Below are 22768 nucleotides of genomic sequence, written 5' to 3'. Positions count from 1 at the left end.
TGAACAGCTGTATTAAACAATGGGAAGAGAAAGGTGTGATCATATGAATCTTGTTCAAAAATTAACGCCATCAGCCAAACAACTTGCTTTTCAAAATTGGGAGTTTGGGTTGTTTCTTCATTTCGGACTGCGCACCTTTTATGAAGGATATGTCGATTTCGATGAAAGGCAAATGGACCCGGCTGCTTTCAATCCTGTTGACTTAGACTGTGAGCAGTGGATCCGATCGGCCAAAGAAGCCGGAATGAACTATGCTGTGTTAACTGCGAAGCACCATGACGGCTTTTCTAATTGGCCTTCCAACTACAGTCGATTTAGTGTGGCGGCTTCTCAGTGGAAGGATGGGCAAGGAGATATTATAAGCGAATTTGTTGATGCTTGTCGAAAATATGATGTGAAACCAGGCTTGTACTATTCCCCGTATGATGGTTCAGCTGACTTTTACACCCAAGATGCGAAGGCGTACGACGATTATTTCGTCAATCAAATAACAGAATTGCTCACACAATATGGTGACATCGATATCCTGTGGTTTGACGGTTGTGGCTCTGAAGGACATTCGTATGATTGGAAACGTATTATTGGTGAAATTCGCCGCTTGCAGCCTCATATTTTAATTTTCAATATGGGTGACCCCGATTTTCGGTGGGTTGGGAACGAGGATGGTATTGCACCTATTCCATGCTGGAATGAAGTGGACTCAACCGAATTTTCAATTTTAACGGAAAAGAAAGAGCAATTGGGTGAACAACTATGGCTGCCAGCGGAATGTGACGTCCAAATGCGGGGAAATTGGTTTTATAGCGATAGCGATGAACATACCCTGAAAAGCACGGAAGAACTTATGGGCATTTATTATCATTCCGTTGGCCGGGGTGCAAACTTGCTCCTGAATATTGGACCGGATCGCAACGGTCTGCTTCCGTAGAAAGATGTAGAGAGACTGTTGGAATTCGGTTCGGAAATTCGCCGTTTCGAACGTCCATTTGCAACAATTGAGCAATGTAGAAGAATTGAAAAATCGTGGGTTTACGAGACAGAGGTGCCCCAGTTGCTCGACCACGTTATCATCCAAGAGGATCTTACATCTGGTGAAAATATACGAAGCTTCAAGATTGACATCATTACTCAAAAGTCAAGACGACCTGTGACCATTTATGCAGGGCAGCATATAGGTCATAAGGCAATTATTCGTATCCCTGCGATCAAAATCCGGGGTGTTATTGTTGAAATCACCGAAAGTGACCAAGAGGCAGTACTTCAGGAACTAAGCTTCCATCATGTTGGTAGCGGGAAACGTGAATGAAATCATTAAAGACGATAGGATCACGGTGATAAGGACGGATGCTACTATTAAACTGGAGGTTAATGTATCCGGATCGCTCGGCAAAACGCATAAAATCAAGTTTGATGTACAACCTGCCGAAACGTACACTCCGATTTCTGGGGGCACTGAAATGAACTAATGTCAAACATAAACCAGAAACGACATTTCACTTGTTGTTTCTGGTTGTTTATTTTTAAGTAGTATAATCATCCCATACAACAAATATCATTGATATCACTTTGTGGAAATGGTAAAAGAAGTTCAAATTTAGAATCAAGATTTTAATGGGTTAGTTGCAATTAAGTTGTAATTAGATAGGGTTGATAACTAATGAAACGAGGTGTGGTTAATGGAGTACGTTAGGGATTACGCTATGTATGCATCCGTATTTGGCATGTTTAGTTTCATTTGGTTCGGTTGGGCACAAGAAAGTCCCAGACCAAGTTGGCGATTATATATTGGCATAGCATCCTGTATTGCTCTTTTAGTATGCTTAATGGGTGTCTATTTAAGTGTAACGAACTGGGGTGCACCATCGGCTTTGAGGGAAGCGTCCACCTTCCGAAATTATTTGATTTCCTTTTATGCCGAATTTATTTTGGCTGGTGCTGGTGCATTTGTACTAATCAGATTGAAGCGCAAAGATTATATCGCCCCTTGGATCGCTTTTATCGTTGGTATTCATTTTATTAGCCTCAAAAGCGTATTTAATGATCCTAGCTTATGGATTCTAGCAGCGCTTATGGTCGCCATCTCAATTATTGCCGTATATTTATCCACCAAGCTTCAAGTAGCGAACAGTGCGATTACGGGTATTGGCGCTGGCACGGTTTTATTTGGTTTTGCCCTGTTAGGATTGATACGTTTTATCACAGTTTAGTGACGATGGTGGGTTAGCTCAATACCATTTAAAACGCGACATAGGTGGAGGTTTGCTATGAAAAATATGATTACCATTGGAGAGAAAAGAACGGGTCCCATTGAACTGTTACCAGGGAACAATATGCAGGAAAACAGCAGCATTGTTGGTTTGAAATAAACTGAGCACTGTTTACAATGACGCACATTCCTTCTTGGAATTCCAGACCCATTAAGCTAAAGAAAAGAAATATGACAAAAGACAAGAAACAGCAGTCAGTAAGTAGCTGCTGTTTCTTGTCTTTATATCCAAACGAAAAGTCAAATTATAATAATATGCTACATCAAGACTTGTGATGTTCGTTATCTTTAGCATTGAGTGAAGCAATCAGTTTCTCGCCTTCGACATCAAGGTTCGGCAGAATACGGTCCAGCCATTTCGGAAGCGCCCACGCTTTATTACCGAAAATAGCCATGATGGCTGGGACCAATCCCATTCGAATAATAAAGGCATCGATCAAGATTCCTACAGCTAATGTAAAACCAATTTGTTTGATCATGACATCATCCGTGAAAATAAACCCTGCAAAAACAGAAACCATAATTACAGCGGCTCCTACTACGACACGACTCACCTGTTTGTACCCATGAACGACGGATTCAGTCCCCCGATGACCATGAACATACGATTCCCGCATGGAGCTGACAAGGAAAACCTGATAATCCATTGCGAGCCCATAAAGGATACCCGTGACAATGATCGGCATAAAGCTTAGCAGCGGACCACCTGTATCGAAGCCGAAGAGAGAGTGGAGCCATCCCCACTGAAACACAGCTGTCGTGATTCCGAACGTAGCAAGAATACTAAGAAGAAAGCCGATGGTTGCTTTGATTGGCACGATGATTGAACGAAATACCAAGAGTAGAATGATAAGGGACAGCAGAATAATAATTCCTACATATATAGGGAACACCTCAGCCAGCTTGGTCGACATATCGATATTTACGGCCGTGAATCCGGTAACTCCAAGTTTAACGTCATACGTCTGTGCAATACTCGACTCAGAAGAACGTAAATCATTTACCAGATTTTTGGTGGTTTTATCGTTAGGGCCAGTTTCAGGAATCAGACTAAAAATAGCCATATCCTCAGTCATGCCTAAAGGTGAAACCTGCGCAACATTCTTTTGACTTTGAAGTTCTTTCACAAGATTGCCTAAGAGTTCTGGAGAGACCTGCGTTGAAGAATCCTTGGGCTCAGCGACCAGAATAAGTGGTCCGTTAAAGCCTTCTCCAAAGCCTTCGGAAATTGCTTCATAACTTTGTCTTGCCGTTGTGTCCAGATTCGCTGAGGCAGCTCCAGGAATGCCCATCTCCATTTTCGTAATCGGAATTGCTGCAACACCAAGAAGTACGATGATGGCGACAATTGTGGCCCAACGATATTTGATAACGAATTTAACCCATCTGTCAGCTACGCCACGACCACCCGCTTTGTTAGACTTGGCGCTTTTCTCACGAGCTTTAGGCGAACAGATACGCTCACCCACCAACCCGAGCAGCGCCGGTAAAAGGGTTAAGGCAACGAATACGTTGATGAGCACGGTTGCAGCAGCTACCAACGCCATCGTTGATAAGAACGTAAGACCGATTACTAACATACCGCATAGAGCTACGATAACCGTCAAACCTGCAAAAAATACAGCACTGCCCGATGTACCAATTGCTCTGGCAGCAGCTTCTTGTGCACTCAGACGTTGATCGATAATCATTCGGCGTTGACGATTTACAATGAATAGAGCGTAATCGATTCCAACTGCTAGTCCAACCATAAGAGCCAAAACCGAAGTGACACTAGGCATTTCAATGAATTTGGAAATGGAAAATGCTCCGCCCACTCCGATGCCGACACCAAGAAGTGCAGTTACAAGAGGCAGTCCTGCCGCTACAACGGATCCAAGTGTGGCCAGCAAAACAAGCGCGGCAATGACAAGTCCAACGATTTCGGCTGATCCTACACCGATGGATACGGTTTTTAGTGTTTCGCCTGGTAGGACAGTAATATTGGTTCCTTTCTCAACAGTCATGACGGAATCTATCACGGAGTCAAAAACATCCTGCGTGATAGCAGACTGCTCAATGGTAAACTGAAATTGGAACAAAGCAATTCTGCCGTCTGGAGAGAGAAGAACACCAGGCACTGGAACACCATCCACCATCAGAGGACCATAGGAGGGGGCAGCCACTGTTGCAGACTGATCCGGATTGGCAGCCTGAGCCATCTCAGCAGTTGCGCCGCTGGCTTCAGCAGCATAATCTGCAGGGTTAATCACATCTTTTATCCCGTAAACATCATTAACACCCTTTGTGATTGCTGCCAATCGTTCTGGCGTATCTAGACGCTCGTTTGGAGGTGCTTCAAACACAACACTCCCTTGACCGCCTGAGGCCGCAGGTAATTCTTTGGCTAACTGATCCAGAACTTTTTGAGATTCTGTGCCTTCAATCTTCATTTCGGAACTGATATGCACACCATTCACACCGATCATCGAGACGACAATTCCTAAAATTAAAATCCATCCGAGTATAAAGTACCCCGGTTTGCGAAAAGCGGTTTTCCCCACTCTATATAATAATGTAGACATATCTATGTTTTACACTCCCTCTATGGTGAATATGGATTGCTACTGTATTAGAATCCTTTGCGCAAATGACCAAACATGTTTTCTAAAAACTCATCGAACGATACAGCCCCAGTTCTTTGGTGGTCACTTATGTTTTGTCCTGGCAACAGCACATTAAGTCTTCCGTCAATTAATGGAAGAATGGTTCCGTAGGCCGCGTTTATAAGTAGATAAGTATATACCTCGTCATCATTCCCGTTTGATAAGTCTAATAAGGTCTCTTGAGCAGTCGTCTGCATTTGGTGTACTACTCCAAGGAAATGCGGTTCGAGAACAGGATATTTTTGGGAAAGTAACAGAAGTTCACGCAATCTTCCAATAAGATCTGTTGTAAGTTGCATCTGGATAAGTTGATACAGAACGTCAAGCAAGGAGGAATTTGGTGGGATTTTGGTGAGCAAATTTTCAAACTCACTAGTGTTATTAACTGATGTGGCTCCCCTTGCTACTGCTTCTTCCTTGCATGTGAAGTAGTTTGCGAAAGTTCTTCTGGAATAACCGGCTTTTTGCACGATATCTTCGACAACAAAACCATCTAAACCATGTTCAAGTGCAAGTTCAAATGCTGCGCTCGCTAGCGCTTTTTCAGTGGCTTCTTTTTTTAAATGTCGCAGGGTCTGCTTGGCTATCAAATGCGTACACCTCCACATGCATGCTTTTGGAGAAAATATCTTTCTATCTCAATAGTACATTGTTTTCATTCGGTATTCGCTCAACTCCTTTTCTGCTGCTTACATTTGTCTTTCCGTAATATTGAAAACTAAAATTGTTAACTTTTTGAGCAAGCATTTACTCAGAATTATCATAACTTCAATTTGCCCATTGTGCAAATTTACTCAAGAGGCAAATTTATTGATATGGTAGATTGAGAAAGTAAATACCAAATAAATTCGATAAGCAAAAGAGAAAAAAAGACAAAGAATGGAGGATAAGATTCCCCTTCTTTGTCTCTAAATGAAATTTAACTAATCTACTGGTATAACTAACAATAAATCAATTGCTGACCTTTAATGAAAATAATCCATAAATGACATCATAAAGAAGTAGTATAACTCTAATTTTCCAGAGGAGGAGATCTTTTATGGCTCGCCAGAAGAAAAGGCAGGAAGCTGCTTGGAAGTCACGAAAGCAAGAACAGCATCCTCATGGTAAAATCAAATCGCTTAAACAATTATCAAGCGAATATGATGAGAAGCATACTACGATTTAAATTAATGACTGCCTGTGATATTTGCGGGCAGTCGTCACCACAATTGCCGCACATATTACCATATAAAGTCGCTACTTTAGCGGCTATTTTTGTTTTAATTTATCCGAATACCCTTAAATTTAAAAGTTCATCGGTGTTATCAATCCAACTTGTTCCCTACATAATGAAAAGAATGAATATGCGTTTTTGACAGTTCGATCACGTTCTTGATAAACACCTCGCGTGATTCGCGAAAACCGCTTAATATCCAATTGTTCAATATTCCAAAAAAGCCGTAAGCTGTGTAGTACTTGAAATACTCCATGTTAACAGGGGAATCGTTGATCGTCTCGAAGATAAACTGCTCCTCATAGATTTTCAGGATTGTCTGAGGAAAACCTGTATGCAGACCAGGTAACGTATCATCATATCGAATCAGTTCGAAGAAGTCTCGGTTTTCATAGATATAATCGATGATTTGAAAGGATTCAAAATTAAGCTTGTTGGTGTAGACCTTTTGGCCATGCGAATATGGCTTGCCTACGGCGAGTCTCAAACTTTCGAGCTTCGTATTCAACAATTCTTCGGCGAGCACGAATTTATCTTGGTAGTGTAAGTAAAAAGTACTGCGATTATAACCTGCCTGATCAACGATGTCTTTGACAGAGATGGCATGATAGCCTTTTTTCTTAATGAGTTGGATCAGAGCGCTTTTAAGATGCTCTTCTGTTCGATTGCGCTGTTGAGATTTCAAAATTTGTTCATCATTCATACATAAAAACTCCTATAAAAATAGACATTGTTTCACCAAGTGTCTATGTAGTAGACATATCATCGTATCTTAATGATTGGATTGTTACAATTTTAAGCATACAATTATGTTTGTAAACGTCATATAGCACATATGCAAATAGGTGCTATTCAAAATAGTATACTGGAGGATTCAATCATGGGCAAACTTCAAGACAAAGTGGCAATTATTACGGGAGGGGCATCCGGAATCGGCGCAGCGACAGCACGCTTATTCGTTTCAGAAGGAGCCAAAGTGGTCTTGGTGGACCTGAATGAAGAAAAAGGTAAGGTGTTTGAGCAAGAACTGAAAGCGCTTAAAGCTGACGCTCTTTTTATTAAAGCGAACATCACGAGTGAACAAGAGGTTGCTGAGATTTTCAAAAAAACCGTAGAGGTTTTCGGTAAAGTGGATATCGTATTTAACAATGCAGGAATCGGGCGTGTTCATCCTTCGCATGAGCTTGAATATGCTGAATGGCGCAATACGGTGAATGTAGATCTGGACGGCGTATTCTTGGTCGCGCGTGAAGCGATCCGAGAAATGCTCAAAATTGGCGGTGGGACTATCGTCAACACGGCTTCCATGTACGGATGGGTTGGTTCACCTGGTTCTGCAGCCTACAATGCAGCAAAAGGTGGCGTTGTGAATCTGACTCGTTCGCTCGCGCTGGAGTATGCTGAGAAAAATATTCGGGTGAACGCACTTTGCCCAGGCTTCATCGATACACCGATTATTCCAGAAGAGAGCAAACAGGTTCTTTCTTCGGCAACACCAATGAAGCGGCTCGGTCAAGCAGATGAAATGGCCAAAGCCGTACTGTTCCTAGCTAGCGACGATTCATCCTATATGACAGGAAATAGTCTAATCGTGGATGGTGGATACACCGCCCAATAAGAGGACTTAAATTTGCCGAAAATGAATGGATGACATATTGAAAGCCGCAAATTGCGGCTTTTTTTGTCCATATATTTGCAAAAATTGATACATATGCTATGTTTACAATGAAAGCGCCATCATGAGTGAACAGAGGGATTATTCTTTATCATATTTTAAAATGGGAAGGAAGATGATGATGAAGATTTTGCTCAAAAAGACAGGCGTATTAATGCTGGCATTGACTCTGCTTCTTGGATTGATGACAGTACCCGTTCATGCAGATTCACCACTTTTCACGATCGAAAGCGAAAACGCTTTACTTTCCTCCGATCTTCAAGTGACGACAGAAATTTACGGACAACCCAAGCCTGGATTTTCTGGAAGTGGATTTGTCTGGATGCAGAATTCTGGCACGATAACCTTCACTGTGACTGTCCCGGAAACGGGCATGTATGCAATCTCCACCCGATACATGCAGGAGCTTAGTGCTGATGGCAGACTTCAATATCTATCCGTTAATGGTGTTACCAAGGGCTCGTATATGCTGCCATACACAACAACATGGTCTGATTTCAATTTTGGTTTTCAGAAGCTGAATCAGGGAAGTAACACGATTCAATTGAAGGCTGGTTGGGGATTCGCTTATTTCGACACCTTCACTGTGGACTATGCCAATCTTGATCCCCTGGATGTTTAGCCTGTCCTTACTGATTCCCAAGCCACACCGGAAAGTCAACTTCTGATGAATTATTTAACGGAGGTTTATGGCAATCATATTATCTCTGGCCAACAAGAGATTTACGGTGGTGGAAACGATGGCAATACGGAGCTGGAGTTTGATTGGATTCATAATTTAACCGGGAAGTATCCAGCTATCCGCGGATTTGATTTTATGAACTATAATCCGCTCTACGGATGGGAAGACGGTACAACCGATCGAATGATCGATTGGGTGAATAACCGGGATGGAATTGCGACAGCTTCCTGGCATATCAATGTGCCCCGAAATTTCACGACCTACCAGCTTGGGGATCATGTGGATTGGAAAGAGGCTACTTATAAACCAACAGAAACTAATTTTAATACAGCCAACGCCGTAATTCCTGGTACGAAAGAATATCAATACGTAATGAGTACGATTGATGATCTGGCGGAACAACTGTTGATTCTTCAAGATAACAATGTGCCCGTTCTTTTCCGTCCTTATCATGAGGCGGAGGGCAACGGTGGGTTGAATGGGGAAGGCGCCTGGTTCTGGTGGGCTTCTGCAGGTGCGGATGTGTACAAACAACTGTGGGATATGCTCTACACTGAACTTACAGAGACATACGGTTTGCACAACTTGATTTGGACTTACAACAGCTACGTATATAACACTTCTCCTGCATGGTACCCTGGCGACGATCAGGTAGATATTGTCGGTTATGATAAATACAATACGATCTACAACCGCAATGACGGTTTGTCCGGCGTACCGAATGAGGATGCCATTACCTCGATCTTCTATCAACTGGTTGATTTAACGGACGGCAAGAAAATGGTGGCCATGACAGAGAACGACACCATTCCAAGTGTACAGAATCTGACAGAGGAAAAATCGGGATGGCTCTACTTCTGCCCGTGGTATGGAGAGCATCTCATGAGTTCAGCCTTTAATTATCCAGCAACTCTGAAAACGCTTTATCAAAGTGATTATGTCATTACGCTGGATGAACTGCCTAATTTGAAGGCTAACAATCCAACACCAAACGCGTCCCTCACACCTACAACCGTTGAATTTGACAAACACACGCCCAATCCAAGCGACAAAGCCATAACCGTGAATTTTAACAGTAATACGTTAACCGCTCTCCGGGTAGGTACCACTCTATTGACAGCAAATCAGGATTATACGTTAAGCGGAAGTACGTTGCTGCTGAAAAAAGAATTCCTGACATCGCTGCCGGTTGGCGAACATTCCATCGTTTTTGATTTTAATCAAGGGCAAGATCCTGTATTAAAAGTTAAAATTGTTGATTCAACGCCAAGCACAAGCGCTGCAATTTCGCCCGTGAATGCAGCATTTGATAAAGCAGCGAATCTGGCGCAGGATGTTTCCTTGTCCCTTACCTTAAACGGAAAACAGCTTACAAGCATAACGAATGGAAATTATACACTTGTATCGGGCCAGGATTATACGGCATCAAGCACTGCAATCGTTCTGCGCAAATCCTACCTTTCCACGCTACCGCTAAGTCAGAATACGATAACCTTTCATTTTAACGGAGGGAATAACGCGGTTCTTACAGTAAACGTAGTGGACAGCAGTGTTTCTTTACCCTCTGGGGATTTGACGATCCAAGCCTTTAACGGCAATACAAGTGCGTCCACCAACGGAATCTCACCTAAATTCAAAGTGGTCAATACCGGTAATTCGGCGATTCAGTTGAGTGATGTAAAACTCCGTTATTACTATACGATGGACGGGGAGGAAGCGCAGAGTTTCTGGTCTGACTGGGCCAGTATCGGGAGTGCAAATGTAACCAGCAAATTCGTTAAATTGGCAACGCCAGTTGCCGGAGCGGATTATTATTTGGAAGTTGGTTTTACGAGTTCTGCCGGAACGCTTAATGCCGGACAAAGCGCAGAAATTCAAGCACGTTTCTCCAAAAATAACTGGTCCAATTACAACCAGGCTAACGATTACTCGTTTAAGGCATCGAGTACCCAGTTCGCAAACCATGAACAGGTTACTGGGTATATCAACGGACAACTGGTGTGGGGGATTGAGCCGTAAGCAGGCAAGAATAATAAAGGTTGGAGCGGGGGTATCCTCTGCTCCAGCCTTTTATTTTGGGGACGTTGGAAAGCCGCGAGAAAAGAATATAAGGAGGAGTATACAAAAGGAACATGTTATGATGGGGAGGATGCTAATTTTTCAGAAGGAGATCAAAATCAATGGTTGTAAAAAAATGGTTAGGTGCTTTACTTTTTATTCTGGCGACCCTCCTGTTTACAGGCTGCTCACTCGAAACGGTTTCATTAAATGGTTCATCTCAAGAGAGTGCAGCTCTCACGCAATTTGATGAAGTGGCCAAGTATATTTCGGAGAATAATGAACTTCCGGAAAATTATATAACCAAGAAAGAGGCTAGAGAATTAGGATGGGAGCCTAGCAAAGGTAATTTGGAAAAAGTGGCACCAGGCAAAAGCATTGGCGGTGACGTATTTCAAAATCGAGAAGGGCTATTGCCCAAGAAAAAAGGAAGAACTTGGTACGAAGCAGACATTAACTATTCGGGAGGAACGCGGGGGAGTGATCGGATTTTATACTCCAATGATGGATTAATCTATAAAACAACCGATCATTACCGTACGTTTGAGCAAATCGAATAAGGAAAGGGTGATCATATGAAGACAGTTGTCATCAATGGAAAGGACATTCATGGAAAAGAAGAATTACATGACGTCCTTCAGACCAGTCTTGAACTAGGTCAAACTTATGGTCGAAATTTGGATGCATTATGGGATTGCTTAACTGGATTGATCGCCATGCCACTTACCATTCAGTGGACTGATTTTGATGCAACCAGGATGTCCCTTGGAGAGTACGCAGATCATTTGTTGGATCTGATGCATGAAGCTGAAGAAGAGTTGGAAGGATTTACATTGGAGTTAAGAAATTGAACCAATTTTTCAATTGGATGATGGTCTGTAAAACAACAAAGACGTGATTGAATTTGAAAAACCGAATTTTTAAAACCATTTAACTTTTAAGAGTTAAATGGTTTTTTTTATTTGTTTAAAAAATGCATTTACAGAAGGACTTGCAAAAGAACGAACCTAATATAGGTCACTTTCAGCATTATTCTGAAGCAATTGGTAAATAATATAATTTAAAACAAAGGGAGAATAACTGGCATGCATCGTAAGCAAAATTTAAAGATGAAAAAGGTGGATTTATCACATTTAGAACAATATAGTCAACTGTTACGCTATGTATTTCAGGTCACTCATAATGATCTTCACAAACATGGTTGGAAAGAAAGCGAAATTCTCCATGAAAAGTCACCTGTCTTACAACAAGCAGATGTACTTGGATGGTTCGATGGAGAAAAACTGATTTCTCAGGTATCGATATATCCATTTGAGGTTCGGATATTTAACCAAACATACGCTATGGGTGGCGTCACTGGTGTGGGTACTTTCCCTGAATATTCCGGTCAAGGCTTAATGAATAAACTGCTGTTGCAAGCTCTCACCAATATGCGTGAAAAGAAACAATCCATTTCGTACTTGTATCCTTACTCCATACCGTATTATCGCCGTAAAGGGTGGGAGATCATTTCTGATAAAATCGTGTTTGAGGTTCAAGACTTCCAATTACCCAAAAACAAACCCGTTCCTGGTGATGTGGCACGTGTAGAACCCGAAAGCGAAGATGTGAAGGTTGCTTATGAACGCTTTTCAATGCAAACCCATGGAGCCATGCTGCGGAAAGAACTTGCGTGGAGTGAGTACTGGCGGTGGGATTCAGATGATTTAACTGCAGCTGTCTATTATGGTGAAGACGGACAACCGGATGGCTACATTTTATATTGGATTGAAGAAGAAGTGTTTCACGTCAAAGATATGATCTTCATTCACGAGGAGGCACGAAGTGGACTGTGGAATTTCATTAGTGCGCATTTTTCAATGATATCCAAAGTGGTAGGCAATATTCATACCGATGAACAGCTTGCCTTTTTGCTGGAAGATGCTGATATTAAGGAAACCATTTCCCCTTACTTTATGGCACGGATCGTGGACATTGAGCAATTCATCTCAAAATATCCGTTCAAACCCGCAGCGATGGATAGAGAGTGGACCTTTACTTTGCAAGACCCGTTGCTGTCATGGAATCAAGGCACATTTACTCTACAAATTGAACCGAATGGAAGCGGAAGAGTGACTCGTAGTCAAAGTCGTCGTAGTGAAGATAGCATAAGTATCCAAACCATGACGACGATGTTGTTAGGCTATAAGCGTCCTGAGTATTTGCATAAGATTGGCCGTATTAAATGTGATCCAGAAACGCTTGATTTGTTAGAAGATGCTATTGAGCAGCAGGCGCCTTACTTTTCGGATTACTTTTAATAATCAAAGTAGTGATCAGCATTCCCTGATGAATAGTGAAATTGCAATATCTAGTTCTCCATCTGGAGATCTGTGCTTAAAGTTAAAACAACCAGTATTGATGAATCAATACTGGTTGTTTTTTTATTTCCAATCTATGATGTCTCAATTTATCAGACTGGATGTATTCATAAATCGTAGCAAGATATGCGCTTGTTTAAGAAGGTACGACCATCTCTGCGAGTGTATCCGACAACCTTTGTTTTGCTTTTTCCGATGCGGCAGTCAGCGGCAGACGCAGTTTTGCAGTGGCGATCAGCTGTTGCTGAGCAAGCCACCATTTGATCGAGGCTGGAGCAGGTTCTGCAAACACGTCACTAATCAGCGGCTGCAGTTGCTTAAAGCTGTCTCTTGACGCATTCACGTCACCAGATGTAAAGCGTTGATACACGTCCACATACCGTTGGGTATGAATATTGGCAGAGGCCACCATCCCGCCTGCGGCACCTTGACACAGCATCGCATGGAAATACGCATCCTCGCCGCAAAGTACAGGCTTCGTCTCATATTGGGTTAGAGCCAGCAGCAGATCCAAACCGCCAGTGCTGTCCTTCAGGCCAATAACCCTATCCAGATCCATGACTTTTCTCATCGTATCCAAGGTCATGCGACTACCGGTTCGAGCCGGAATCTCATAGACTAGAATCGGCAATCCTGTCCTGGACGCGTTGGAGAAATGCTCTAGAATTCCTTCTTGCGTCGGTCTGTTGTAATAAGGAGTGACCACCAGGGCAGCATCTGCTCCTAATTCAGCGGCCATTTCAGTCCGATGAACCGTCGAATAGGTATCATTTGTTCCTGTTCCCACGACGAGGGGGATGGTTTTGTTCAGACTTATCAAAATTTCTTTCGTTACTTCCACCATCTGCTTTACTTCATCCCAGGAGACAGTCGGAGATTCTCCTGTCGTACCGTTTACGACCAATCCCTGAATGTCATGTTTGGCAAGATGGGTAACATATTTGCGATACGATTCAATGTCGAGCTTGTTGTCATCCGAAAAAGGGGCAATTACCGGTATATAAATTCCTTGAACATGTTGTTCATTCATCATAATCAACTACCTCTTCCCGTTATATTGAAACTAATGTAACATAGGAACCAGCATCACAGTTACCTATAACAAATGATAGTTGTCATCAATATTTTCGATGAGGTGAGCAAGTTGGATTTAATCTATCTTCAGACGTTCAGGGAAGTTGCAATTCGTGAGAGCTTCACCAGAGCTGCAGAGGTGCTGGGTTATGCACAATCCAGTGTTACTACGCAAATTCAGAAGCTGGAAAAAGCATATCAAGTCAAACTGTTTGAACGCTACAGCAATAACAAGATTCGTCTGACTTCTGCCGGGGAGGAGCTGTTCAAGCTTGCTGGACAGATGTTGGAATTGTTTGAGCAGTCCAAGGAAAAAATGGCGAAGCAGGGCGGTGGCTCCTTAACGATCGGTACGATGGATTCTATCGCTTCTTACTTTTTACCTCCATATATGCAAGCCACCCGTAAGGAATACCCGGATCTGAACATACGACTGCATACGAACCGTGAGGGGTTAATTTTGCATCAGGTCAGGGAAGGTGAAGCCGATATCGGACTTATTCTCGCAGATGATTCGAGCGATCCGGCTTTGCAGTGGATTACCATTCGCCAAGAACCGCTTTTGCTGATCGTCCATCCGCAGCATCCGCTGATCGCCAAAACGCAGATTGAATTGAATGATCTAAAGGATATGGAATGGATTATGCCTGAGGATACCTGCAATTACAGGCAGCTGCTTGAAAGAGTGCTTCGCGCAAATTCAATCCCTTATCGGATCGGTCTGGAACTTGGCAATCCGGAAGCGATCAAAAGAAGTATTAAGTCAGGTGAGGGTATTTCGATTCTGCCACAGATGGCTGTAATGGAAGAAATCGAGCGGGGGGAGCTGAAAGCCTTACCCCTTGAACATGCAGAGCTCCAACTCGAAATACAGCTCGTCCTTCATCCGAAGAAGTGGGTATCCAACGCGCTGCACGATTTTATGGAAAGCTTGAAAAAGTAAAGAATTGATCGCTGTTTAGCAGCATTATATCCGCTTGCGAGCCACATCTTAACGGGCTCGCTGATTTATACTAGAGTGCTAAATAAAAGGAGGTGCTACATGAGTTCAATTCTAAACGTTATAGAAAAGCTGAAGTTGAATGTCTTGAATATTGAAAATGTTCCGGAATCATTTAGTTCTGATATATATAAACTTACTCTTGTTAGTGGAGAAGACGTATATGTAAAGATTCCATTTAACAAGGATAAGCTGTTTCGCGAATTTCAGATGCTTGAAATATTGAAGGACGTCATACCTGTTCCTAAGGTATTGGACATTTGGTATGGGGATGATAGTAATACTGGAGCATTGCTTCTCTCCGCAATTCAAGGGGTGCCTTGTACAGAAAATATGGATGAAAAGCTATCTTTTCAAATGGGTGTGTATCATGCGATGCTCCATGAGGTAAAAACTCCAGGATACGGTTACCATTCAACCGATGGGTTTAATATTCTTGACCAGAATAATTGGAGACTACATATCAAAAACAATTTTGAAAAGTGGAAAGAGCCCTGCAAAGAGCTCCTCGAACCAGCATTGTATGAACGATGTATTCTTCATTTTGATGGTGTGTTCTCTGCTTTACCTGATCCTGACGGACCCTGTTTTGTACATATGGATTTTCGACCTGGCAATATATTGGTGAATGGTAACAAGGTTACTGGCATTATTGATTTTGAGAGTACCCGGGGTGGCTCCTCTGAAATAGACTTTACTAAAATCAATAGATATATTTGGGAAGTGAACCCGAGAACGAAGTCCCCGTACTTCGAAGGTTATCAAACCATTCGGACCATATTAAATCTCGAAATCGTATTGCCGTTTTATAATTTCTATGATGCTTTCAGTGCCGTTGTTTGGTGTAAAAACAGAGGAGTTGAAAGAAATCAATCATTCCTTCAGGAAAGTATAGAAGTTTTGAAGAAATCAGTCAGTTACTGATTACTAATGGCTTTTTCCAAACAGAATGAATCCATTCGGAAATGTCATTGATCACGTTCTTATCTACATGTTGTGCAACTTTGTACTCTTTTTTCATTTTTAATATCTCTCCATAAACAGCTGGCATAAATAAATGATTTAAGTTGGGATAAAGTTTAAACGTTACATTTGGCTTTTCACCCAATAAGTCTTTGTAAACCTTGAAATCTTTGTCTACGGATACATGGAAATCTTGATCTCCTTGCAAAATGAGTACGGGTTTATCTAATACGTTAAGGTAATTAATGGATGGATGTTCTCCCATCTCTTTGAAGTAGAAGGCTCTAGAATATTTCCTCAAAACCACAGTTGATTTTGCTTCTGCATCACTTAACTTATAAATTTTATCAAATTTGGATGATAATGCTGCTATTTGTTTCTTCGCAATCATTTTCAAAAACATATTTAATGAGTCTAAAACATCGTTGTTTTGATCCATCAAAATCTCTTCTAACTTCCGTGGGGACCCACCCATAATAATGATACCAGCAAAATGCCCACCTTCTGCATCAATTCGTGGAGCTAACATCCCTCCTAAACTATGACCTATAATAAATATTTGGTTTGTATCAATACGTGGGTCTTTACGTAATAAATCTGCTGCGAGGATAGCATCTTCAATCGTTTCTTCTTTAACGGATAAGCCGGTATCGTTTTTCATTTCTTTTCCATAGACGAGTGTTCTTTTGTCATATCGCAGCACGGCAATTCCTTTGTCGGACAACCCTTCTGCAAGGTCTTTAAAAGGGAAGTTATTTCCCACCTTTTCATCCATATCCGCAGGGCCAGAGCCATGTACTAGTACTACTGCCGGAACTTTTGATGAGCAATCCTCCGGCAGTGACAAAATTCCATTAAGAGGATATTTCGTTCTTTTGCCAATGATTAGTTTTTCGTTCATTCCCATAACCTCCGATCAGCATGTTTATTCTATAAACCTATTCATTTTTTGAACTAGTCGTTGATATTCGGGTACTTCACGTAACGAATTGAACGCTGGATTCATCAGAACATCCCTCATCATGCTATTCTTTATAACCTGCTCGCTGCGTGGGGCGGAGACGTCGAAATCTTTCAGCCACGGATCAATCAGGTCAAAAAAGGAATCTCCACGAAGCTCAAAAGGAAAGAATCCTTCCACGCAGGTATCCACATATTTTTCAAGAAATTCAATCGATTTCTCAGGGGATTTGTTCACGCAATATAGATGAGCGCCTAGTGCGTAAAGCAGAACGACATTGTTTGGATTCAGCCGTTTCATATCAAAAATCCGTGCAAAATCGAACGCTCTCAGAAAGGCTTCTTCGGCTTTTTCCATATGTTCAATATTTAATTGCAGGACGTTCAGCAACCCTTGAAAGACTGCCATTACGTGCTGATACAGTTCAGCCTGCAAGGTTTCTTTGGCTTTGTCGATGTTGCCCATAAGCTGATATGCCTGTGAAATTAATACGCCCTTTGGCATCATGGGCCGGACGGTCTCCCCAAGTAAATCTAAGACCCGCTGCGGGTCCCTTAGTGCCAGACAACAAACCGACTGATACAAAATCGCATCGTTGGAAAGCTGCATATCGCCACTTCCGCCCTGAATCCGCTCACACAGCGTTACGGTTTCGTTAAGAAGAGTCTCTTTTTGCTCTTGTGTTCTCGCCAGCGTGAAGTGATTGGTGTACAGCCTGACCATTTGCAATAAAAGTGGAAAGCAGGCGTAATATTTTTTGATGATCGCCGTACATTCAGCGATTACCTCATCAAAAGGAAGGGCAGCAAAATCATTGGCCAGTCGGGTGTAAAGTTTTGCGATGTCCGAGTGCTCCATTTGCGGGGAATAACCCATCAACTCATCAATGCTGATGTTAAAATAGGCCGCAAGCCGCGGCAGAAATGTGATGTCGGGATAGCTTTGCCCCGTTTCCCACTTGGAAACTGACGCTTTGGAAACACCGATAAATGCAGCAATCGCGTCCTGGGTTAATCCTTTTTTTCTGCGTTTTGCAACAAGGACCGATGCAAGATTAATTTCGTTCATCAACGTCACCTCTGCTTATGATTATACGGTTTATAAAATCAACTCCCAAGCGACTTATCGTTGACTTATGTTAAAAAAATCAACCATTGGGAAACTTGATAGGAGAAGGAGTGGAAAACATGAGGAAAGTATTAAGCATATTTGTTATTTGTATTCTAACGCTAAATCTAAGCGCTTTAGCCTATGCAGAGCCTAACACAGTGAATGAGGAGGAGTTTAAACCTTTATCTTTAACGTTACTTAATCCGTCCATACAGCTGCTGATTACTCAGTATTATCAAAAAATTCACAAGCCGAAGCCAAGTTATGGTTTAGTCCACACAATCCTCCAAATGCAAAGGAGTTTATTGCGTTTGATATCGATTCCGGTAAGGTTAAGTTGATTAAATATATGCATAGGAACGACTAACTTTTGATCATGAGATAGTCCCAAGTAATTAGAAATATGGTATACTGGCAACGTAAAAGGGAGGTGCTTTACTGATGGAGAATCTGTTAAGATTGTCTGTGACTTTCTTCACTTGTGCAAAGCCAGTATTGGAGAAGCGTTACTTTGCATGGGGCTAAATCTTTTCTAACGCTAAAATAAGCTTTTCTAATATTTTGGCTTTGCACCTTATTTTCAAAAATAAGGAGTGAAGCAGAGTGAAATATACAAACGCTAAAAAAATATTGCCCGAAAAGTTAATTATAATGATTCAAGAGTATGTCCAGGGAGAGACGATTTACATTCCGAAACAGGAAAAGGAATATAATCATTGGGGAAGTTTGAGTGGCGGAAGGCAATGGTTAGATCACCGAAATGCCACTATTAGACAAGCTTTTAAGAATAATAGCAGCATTGAGCAACTTGCTAAGGACTACTTTCTCTCTGTTGAAACCATTAAGAAAATTGTTTATTCCAAAAATAAGTAGTACACGGCACTGATGAAGAAATTCATCAGTGTTTTTTTATGTCAAAAACGATTCTAACTTATTATTTTCATTTGAATAGCTTATTGCGCTCTTTACAATAGGATTAGGCAGAAGAGGAGTCGATACAGTGAGAGAAAATGTAACTTTTGATCTGGATTCAAATCGGGAATACTGGACCATTGGAGAGAGCAGCACTTCATTGGACATAATTAAGAGAGCGAGGAAACGGTAAATATGAATGAACCAAAAAGCAGAAGCAGACATCTGATCGATCAGGAGATAATAAGTGCGATTGATTTAATACCAACCACCGATCTTTCCGCTGCCACACTAATGGAAGCACGGAAAAGTCAAACAAAAATGATGCAGCAAATCGATGTAACGCAGCTGTTTCCTGTCACATTCGAAGAAAGGGCGGTGCCAAGTTATTTTGGCGGACCTGATATTCGTATAGAGATTATTAAACCCCGCCAACTAAAGTACAGTAAGATGCCGTTATATTATTCAATTCACGGTGGGGGAATGGTTATGGGCAGTCCGGTCGGTGACCGCCAAGGCAATGCGGCACTGGCTGTGCAACATGGTTTTTGCTGTGTATCTGTTTACTATCGACTAGCGCCAGAACATATTCAGCCAAGTCAATTGCAGGATTGTTATTCCGGCCTGAAATGGTGCATTGAGCATGCCCGGGAATTAGGGATAGATACCGAGAAAGTCGCTCTTGCGGGCAGCAGCGCCGGCAGTGGATTAGCGGCGGGGTTAGCCCTGTACATTCGCGACCAGAAGGAATTCGCTATCCATCATCTAAGACTGCGCAGCCCAATGCTCGATGACCGTACAAGTATTTTGCCAGACCATCCATATGCCGGTGAGTTTGTTTGGACCAAAAAAAGCAATTATTTCGGCTGGAAATCGGTATTAGGTCACGAACCCGGACAAGAGGAAACAAGTGAGTATTACGTGCCAGCGCGTGCAAAATCTCTTGCCGGTTTACCATCCACTTATATGAGCATAGGCAGCATTGATCTGTTCATAGATGAAACCTTATTATTTGCCAAACAACTAGCTTTTGACGGTGTCTTGATCGAATTGCAAGTACTCCCTGGATATCATCATTTGGCTCCAATGTTTCCGAATGCACATTTTTCTCAAATAGGTGCCAACTCTAGTGAGTATGCCTTGTTGAAAGCTCTGGAGTTACTTTGATTATAAGACTAATTTAGAGGTCGAATTGGAACCGAGACAATAGGTGGGACAGTACAGAGGACACAAGTTAGAGCGTTTAAAGATAAAAGTCGCATTGATGCGGCTTTTTTGTTTTGTCGTGGGGCAAGAACCTGACCTTTTGCCGTCCAACCATAGTTTAGATAATTGTGCATGTCGAATTTGTAACTTGTGTATTTAAATTTGCTTGAATCCTTGCTAAACTTTGTTTTGATAATGAGAATCATTATTATTGAAAGTGACTCGATTTTGAGCGGGAGGGCTTTCCAGGAGCAAAACAATGATAAGAACTAAGAAAGGTTGGTAGAAATGACTTCAAACAGACAACTTTGTATTGGATTGTCCTTAAATGCAACATGGAATAAAGGTGACGGTTGGCGGCACCCGGATAGCGGAGTGGAGCAGACAGGAACCATTGACTATTATATTCATTGGGCAAAAATGGCGGAGAACTCTAAGCTGGATTTTCTTTTCAGAGCTGATTATCTGTATATTAGCCCGCAGATGTTAGGCGATTCTTCTAGTTTCGGCAGCCCGGATCCTGCTTTGTTTTTTGCAGCAATAGCTCGTGAAACCAATCGGATCGGACTCGTTACGACCATTTCCACCACGTTTAATCCGCCTTATGTTGTTGCCCGGCAGCTACAATCCTTGAACTGGCTAAGCAATGGACGTGCCGGATGGAATATTGTCACTTCTATTGAAGGCGCCGATAATTTCGGGAATTCACCAATGCCATCACCGGAAGAACGGTATGCGAAGGCAATCGAATTTACGGATGTGGTATGCAAGCTTTGGGATAGTTTTCCGAATGAGGCTATTGTTATTGATCGTGAGTCAGGCATGTTTTCTGATAAGGAAAAAGTGACTGCTATTCATCATTCCGGTGAATTTTTCAATGTAAAAGGGCCACTTACTTTACCTTCTCATCCATCGGGAAGCATTCCTCTGTTTCAAGCCGGTGCTTCGGATATTGGACGGAACTTTGCCTCTTCCGTAGCGGATGCTATTTTTGCAGCGATGCCGGATCTTGAATCGGGCGTGGAATTACGAAATGATTTGAGAGAAAGAGCTGCAGAACATGGGCGCGATCCGAACACGATTAAAGTTTTGCCGGGTTTATATTTTTTCCTGGCTGATACGCACGAAGAAGCGCTTGAATTACATAAGGCTGCTCATGCCCATTTAAGTCTTGAGCGCAGACACGCATCTCTGAAATCGTTGATGGGGCTTGATTTAAGCAGTTTCCCCTTGGATCAACGCGTAACCGAGGATATGCTGCCTGATCCTGATCAGGCTGTTCGCAGCCGCACACATGCTGAACTGTTGCGCCGATATATTACAAAATACCAGCCTACAGTGAAAGATATTCTGAATCGGCCAGAGGTTGTCGGATCTGCCCATTGGGTATCTGTGGGAACAGTCGAGACCGTAATGAATGATATTATTGAGCGGGTTGAGACTGGTGCTATTGATGGATTCATCGCCCTGCCAGGCGGTTCAGAAAAATCGATGGAAATATTTTTTGAAAAGCTGATTCCGAAGTTGGTTGAAAGAGGACTGTTCAGAAGTGAATATACCGGGGAAACCTTGCGCGATCATTTAGGGAATTAATAAAACATTGTATACACAGTAATTGGGGAGGACATATGAAAAGACTAACTGGATTGATTTTATCTGTAATTATACTTGCAGGGGGGATACTGGCTGGATGCTCCGAAAAGCCCGTTGCAGTTACTCCTGAGGCCAGCAAGATCGAGGGTGAAGCATGGCCAAGAACCATTAAGGATGCCAGCGATAATGGGGTGGTGCTTGAGAAACGACCAGAGCGTATAGCGGTGCTGCATCCATTGTACTTAGATTACTTTTTTGCTCTGGATACTCCTCCAATCGCATCAATAAGCGCGGCGGAAGCGATGGAGAAGTTTGCTACTTTACAGTCTTACGCCGGGTCTGCTGATATTATTGATTTGGGTAGCGACTCAGCGAATTTAGAAAAAATTATTGAGGCCCAGCCTGATGTGATAGTAACCTTTAAGGGGTCTGTGGATACCATTTATGATGAGTTGAACAAGATTGCTCCAGTTATTTTGATCGACTACACCGATACCTGGGAAAACACAACGATGCTTCTCGCTGAGGTTGTTGGAAAAGAAGAGCTCGCAGAACAATTGATTAAGGAAACCAAAGAAATGATAGCACAAACGAAAGATCAGTTAGGTACTCTTGAGGATAAGACCTTTGCCTTGTTGCGGGTTGATGGAAAAGCCAATTTTAATGCTCAAGGATCTAAAAATACAATGTACTACAATCAAACTGCAGGCTTTGGATTGTTGGCACCGAAGGGATATCCTGAGGGTGGCGAGGCGCTCACGCTGGAGGGGCTATACGACATGAATCCCGATTATATTATTATCCAGCATGATATTGACGTTGCAAAGGCAGCCGTGAAGGAAAAGGAATCTTCGAAGGTATGGAACTCACTGGAAGCAGTAAAAAACAACCATGTTCTTATATTTGATAATTCCCTCAATAGTGCGAGTGTCCTGGCTGTCCGTTTGGCCTCAGCGTATTTTCTGAAAATGGCTGAACAATAATTGTTATACAAAAATCCGATTGCTGATACTGAGCGCAATCGGATTTTTTAATGTCAGAAGACAA

20 protein-coding genes and 1 pseudogene are annotated in these 22768 nt (G+C 42.2%); 15 read left to right on the top strand and 6 right to left on the bottom strand.

From position 1 onward, the window contains the following. Positions 1–43 precede the first annotated feature (43 nt). The 3 genes from AC3ITG_RS18785 (at position 44) to AC3ITG_RS18775 (ending at position 2207) form a co-directional block, all read left to right on the top strand. A complete protein-coding gene (locus tag AC3ITG_RS18785) occupies positions 44–928 on the top strand; it encodes an alpha-L-fucosidase (RefSeq protein ID WP_489250999.1) in 885 nt (294 codons plus the stop codon). Positions 929–946: 18 nt separating this feature from the next. After that, on the top strand, positions 947–1306 hold the full coding sequence (locus AC3ITG_RS18780) for a hypothetical protein (RefSeq protein WP_489250998.1): 360 nt from the start codon (positions 947–949) through the stop codon (positions 1304–1306). Between the two features lie 370 nt (positions 1307–1676). Then, positions 1677–2207 carry a hypothetical protein gene (locus AC3ITG_RS18775; RefSeq protein WP_489250997.1) on the top strand — a complete coding sequence of 177 codons (531 nt, stop codon included), beginning with the start codon at positions 1677–1679 and terminating at the stop codon, positions 2205–2207. A 322-nt stretch (positions 2208–2529) separates the two neighbouring features. Here the strand turns inward: AC3ITG_RS18775 and AC3ITG_RS18770 are convergent, their stop codons facing one another. Both AC3ITG_RS18770 and AC3ITG_RS18765 read right to left on the bottom strand, forming a co-directional pair. Further along, positions 2530–4830 (bottom strand): MMPL family transporter, encoded by a 2301-nt coding sequence (locus AC3ITG_RS18770; RefSeq protein ID WP_489250996.1) that lies wholly within the window; start codon positions 4828–4830, stop codon positions 2530–2532. 47 nt (positions 4831–4877) lie between these two features. Continuing rightward, positions 4878–5501 (bottom strand): TetR/AcrR family transcriptional regulator, encoded by a 624-nt coding sequence (locus tag AC3ITG_RS18765; protein ID WP_489250995.1) that lies wholly within the window; start codon positions 5499–5501, stop codon positions 4878–4880. Positions 5502–5950: 449 nt separating this feature from the next. Between AC3ITG_RS18765 and AC3ITG_RS18760 the strand changes: the two genes are divergently transcribed. Further along, positions 5951–6079: a DUF6254 family protein gene (locus AC3ITG_RS18760; RefSeq protein WP_240343196.1), complete on the top strand. Its 129-nt coding sequence runs from the start codon at positions 5951–5953 to the stop codon at positions 6077–6079. Positions 6080–6218: 139 nt separating this feature from the next. Here the strand turns inward: AC3ITG_RS18760 and AC3ITG_RS18755 are convergent, their stop codons facing one another. After that, positions 6219–6830 (bottom strand): TetR/AcrR family transcriptional regulator, encoded by a 612-nt coding sequence (locus AC3ITG_RS18755; protein ID WP_489250994.1) that lies wholly within the window; start codon positions 6828–6830, stop codon positions 6219–6221. A 177-nt stretch (positions 6831–7007) separates the two neighbouring features. On the opposite strand from AC3ITG_RS18755, the gene AC3ITG_RS18750 reads away from it, so the two are divergent. The 5 genes and pseudogenes from AC3ITG_RS18750 to AC3ITG_RS18730 all read left to right on the top strand — a co-directional run bounded on the left by AC3ITG_RS18750 (position 7008) and on the right by AC3ITG_RS18730 (position 12842). Then, positions 7008–7745, top strand: coding sequence for an SDR family NAD(P)-dependent oxidoreductase (locus AC3ITG_RS18750; RefSeq protein ID WP_489250993.1), 738 nt, complete (start codon positions 7008–7010; stop codon positions 7743–7745). 178 nt (positions 7746–7923) lie between these two features. Continuing rightward, positions 7924–10503: pseudogene (locus AC3ITG_RS18745) on the top strand (glycosyl hydrolase). A gap of 161 nt (positions 10504–10664) precedes the next feature. Further along, entirely contained in the window at positions 10665–11102 is a 438-nt protein-coding gene (locus tag AC3ITG_RS18740; RefSeq protein WP_489250992.1) for a ribonuclease, read from the top strand. Positions 11103–11117: 15 nt separating this feature from the next. Continuing rightward, positions 11118–11393 (top strand): barstar family protein, encoded by a 276-nt coding sequence (locus AC3ITG_RS18735; protein ID WP_489250991.1) that lies wholly within the window; start codon positions 11118–11120, stop codon positions 11391–11393. Positions 11394–11627: 234 nt separating this feature from the next. Next, complete coding sequence (locus AC3ITG_RS18730) at positions 11628–12842, top strand: GNAT family N-acetyltransferase (RefSeq protein ID WP_413372001.1); 1215 nt, start codon at positions 11628–11630, stop codon at positions 12840–12842. Positions 12843–13038: 196 nt separating this feature from the next. Here AC3ITG_RS18730 and dapA read toward each other — a convergent pair whose 3' ends face one another. After that, entirely contained in the window at positions 13039–13935 is an 897-nt protein-coding gene (dapA, locus tag AC3ITG_RS18725) for a 4-hydroxy-tetrahydrodipicolinate synthase (protein ID WP_489250990.1), read from the bottom strand. 111 nt (positions 13936–14046) lie between these two features. Here dapA and AC3ITG_RS18720 point away from each other — a divergent pair, with 111 nt between their 5' ends. Together AC3ITG_RS18720 and AC3ITG_RS18715 are read left to right on the top strand one after the other, a co-directional pair. Beyond that, positions 14047–14919, top strand: coding sequence for a LysR family transcriptional regulator (locus tag AC3ITG_RS18720; RefSeq protein ID WP_063562717.1), 873 nt, complete (start codon positions 14047–14049; stop codon positions 14917–14919). A 99-nt stretch (positions 14920–15018) separates the two neighbouring features. Beyond that, positions 15019–15900, top strand: a complete 882-nt coding sequence (locus AC3ITG_RS18715) for a phosphotransferase family protein (protein WP_489250989.1) — start codon at positions 15019–15021, stop codon at positions 15898–15900. On the opposite strand, the gene AC3ITG_RS18710 is transcribed toward AC3ITG_RS18715, so the two are convergent. After that, positions 15890–16840 (bottom strand): alpha/beta hydrolase family protein, encoded by a 951-nt coding sequence (locus AC3ITG_RS18710; protein ID WP_489250988.1) that lies wholly within the window; start codon positions 16838–16840, stop codon positions 15890–15892. The genes AC3ITG_RS18715 and AC3ITG_RS18710 overlap by 11 nt on opposite strands. A 24-nt stretch (positions 16841–16864) precedes the next feature. Next, entirely contained in the window at positions 16865–17968 is a 1104-nt protein-coding gene (locus AC3ITG_RS18705) for a helix-turn-helix domain-containing protein (protein WP_489250987.1), read from the bottom strand. A 645-nt stretch (positions 17969–18613) separates the two neighbouring features. Between AC3ITG_RS18705 and AC3ITG_RS18700 the strand changes: the two genes are divergently transcribed. The 4 genes from AC3ITG_RS18700 (at position 18614) to AC3ITG_RS18685 (ending at position 22704) form a co-directional block, all read left to right on the top strand. Continuing rightward, positions 18614–18883, top strand: a complete 270-nt coding sequence (locus tag AC3ITG_RS18700) for a CD3324 family protein (protein WP_489250986.1) — start codon at positions 18614–18616, stop codon at positions 18881–18883. A gap of 234 nt (positions 18884–19117) precedes the next feature. Then, entirely contained in the window at positions 19118–20089 is a 972-nt protein-coding gene (locus tag AC3ITG_RS18695) for an alpha/beta hydrolase (RefSeq protein WP_489250985.1), read from the top strand. Positions 20090–20416: 327 nt separating this feature from the next. Further along, positions 20417–21721 (top strand): NtaA/DmoA family FMN-dependent monooxygenase, encoded by a 1305-nt coding sequence (locus tag AC3ITG_RS18690; RefSeq protein WP_489250984.1) that lies wholly within the window; start codon positions 20417–20419, stop codon positions 21719–21721. A 35-nt stretch (positions 21722–21756) separates the two neighbouring features. Further along, on the top strand, positions 21757–22704 hold the full coding sequence (locus tag AC3ITG_RS18685; RefSeq protein ID WP_489250983.1) for an ABC transporter substrate-binding protein: 948 nt from the start codon (positions 21757–21759) through the stop codon (positions 22702–22704). Positions 22705–22768: the final 64 nt, after the last annotated feature.

This window comes from Paenibacillus sp. GL_099_B (assembly GCF_057835695.1).
Note: the sequence above shows the minus strand (reverse complement) of the source record. Positions and strands in the feature narration are given on the sequence as shown.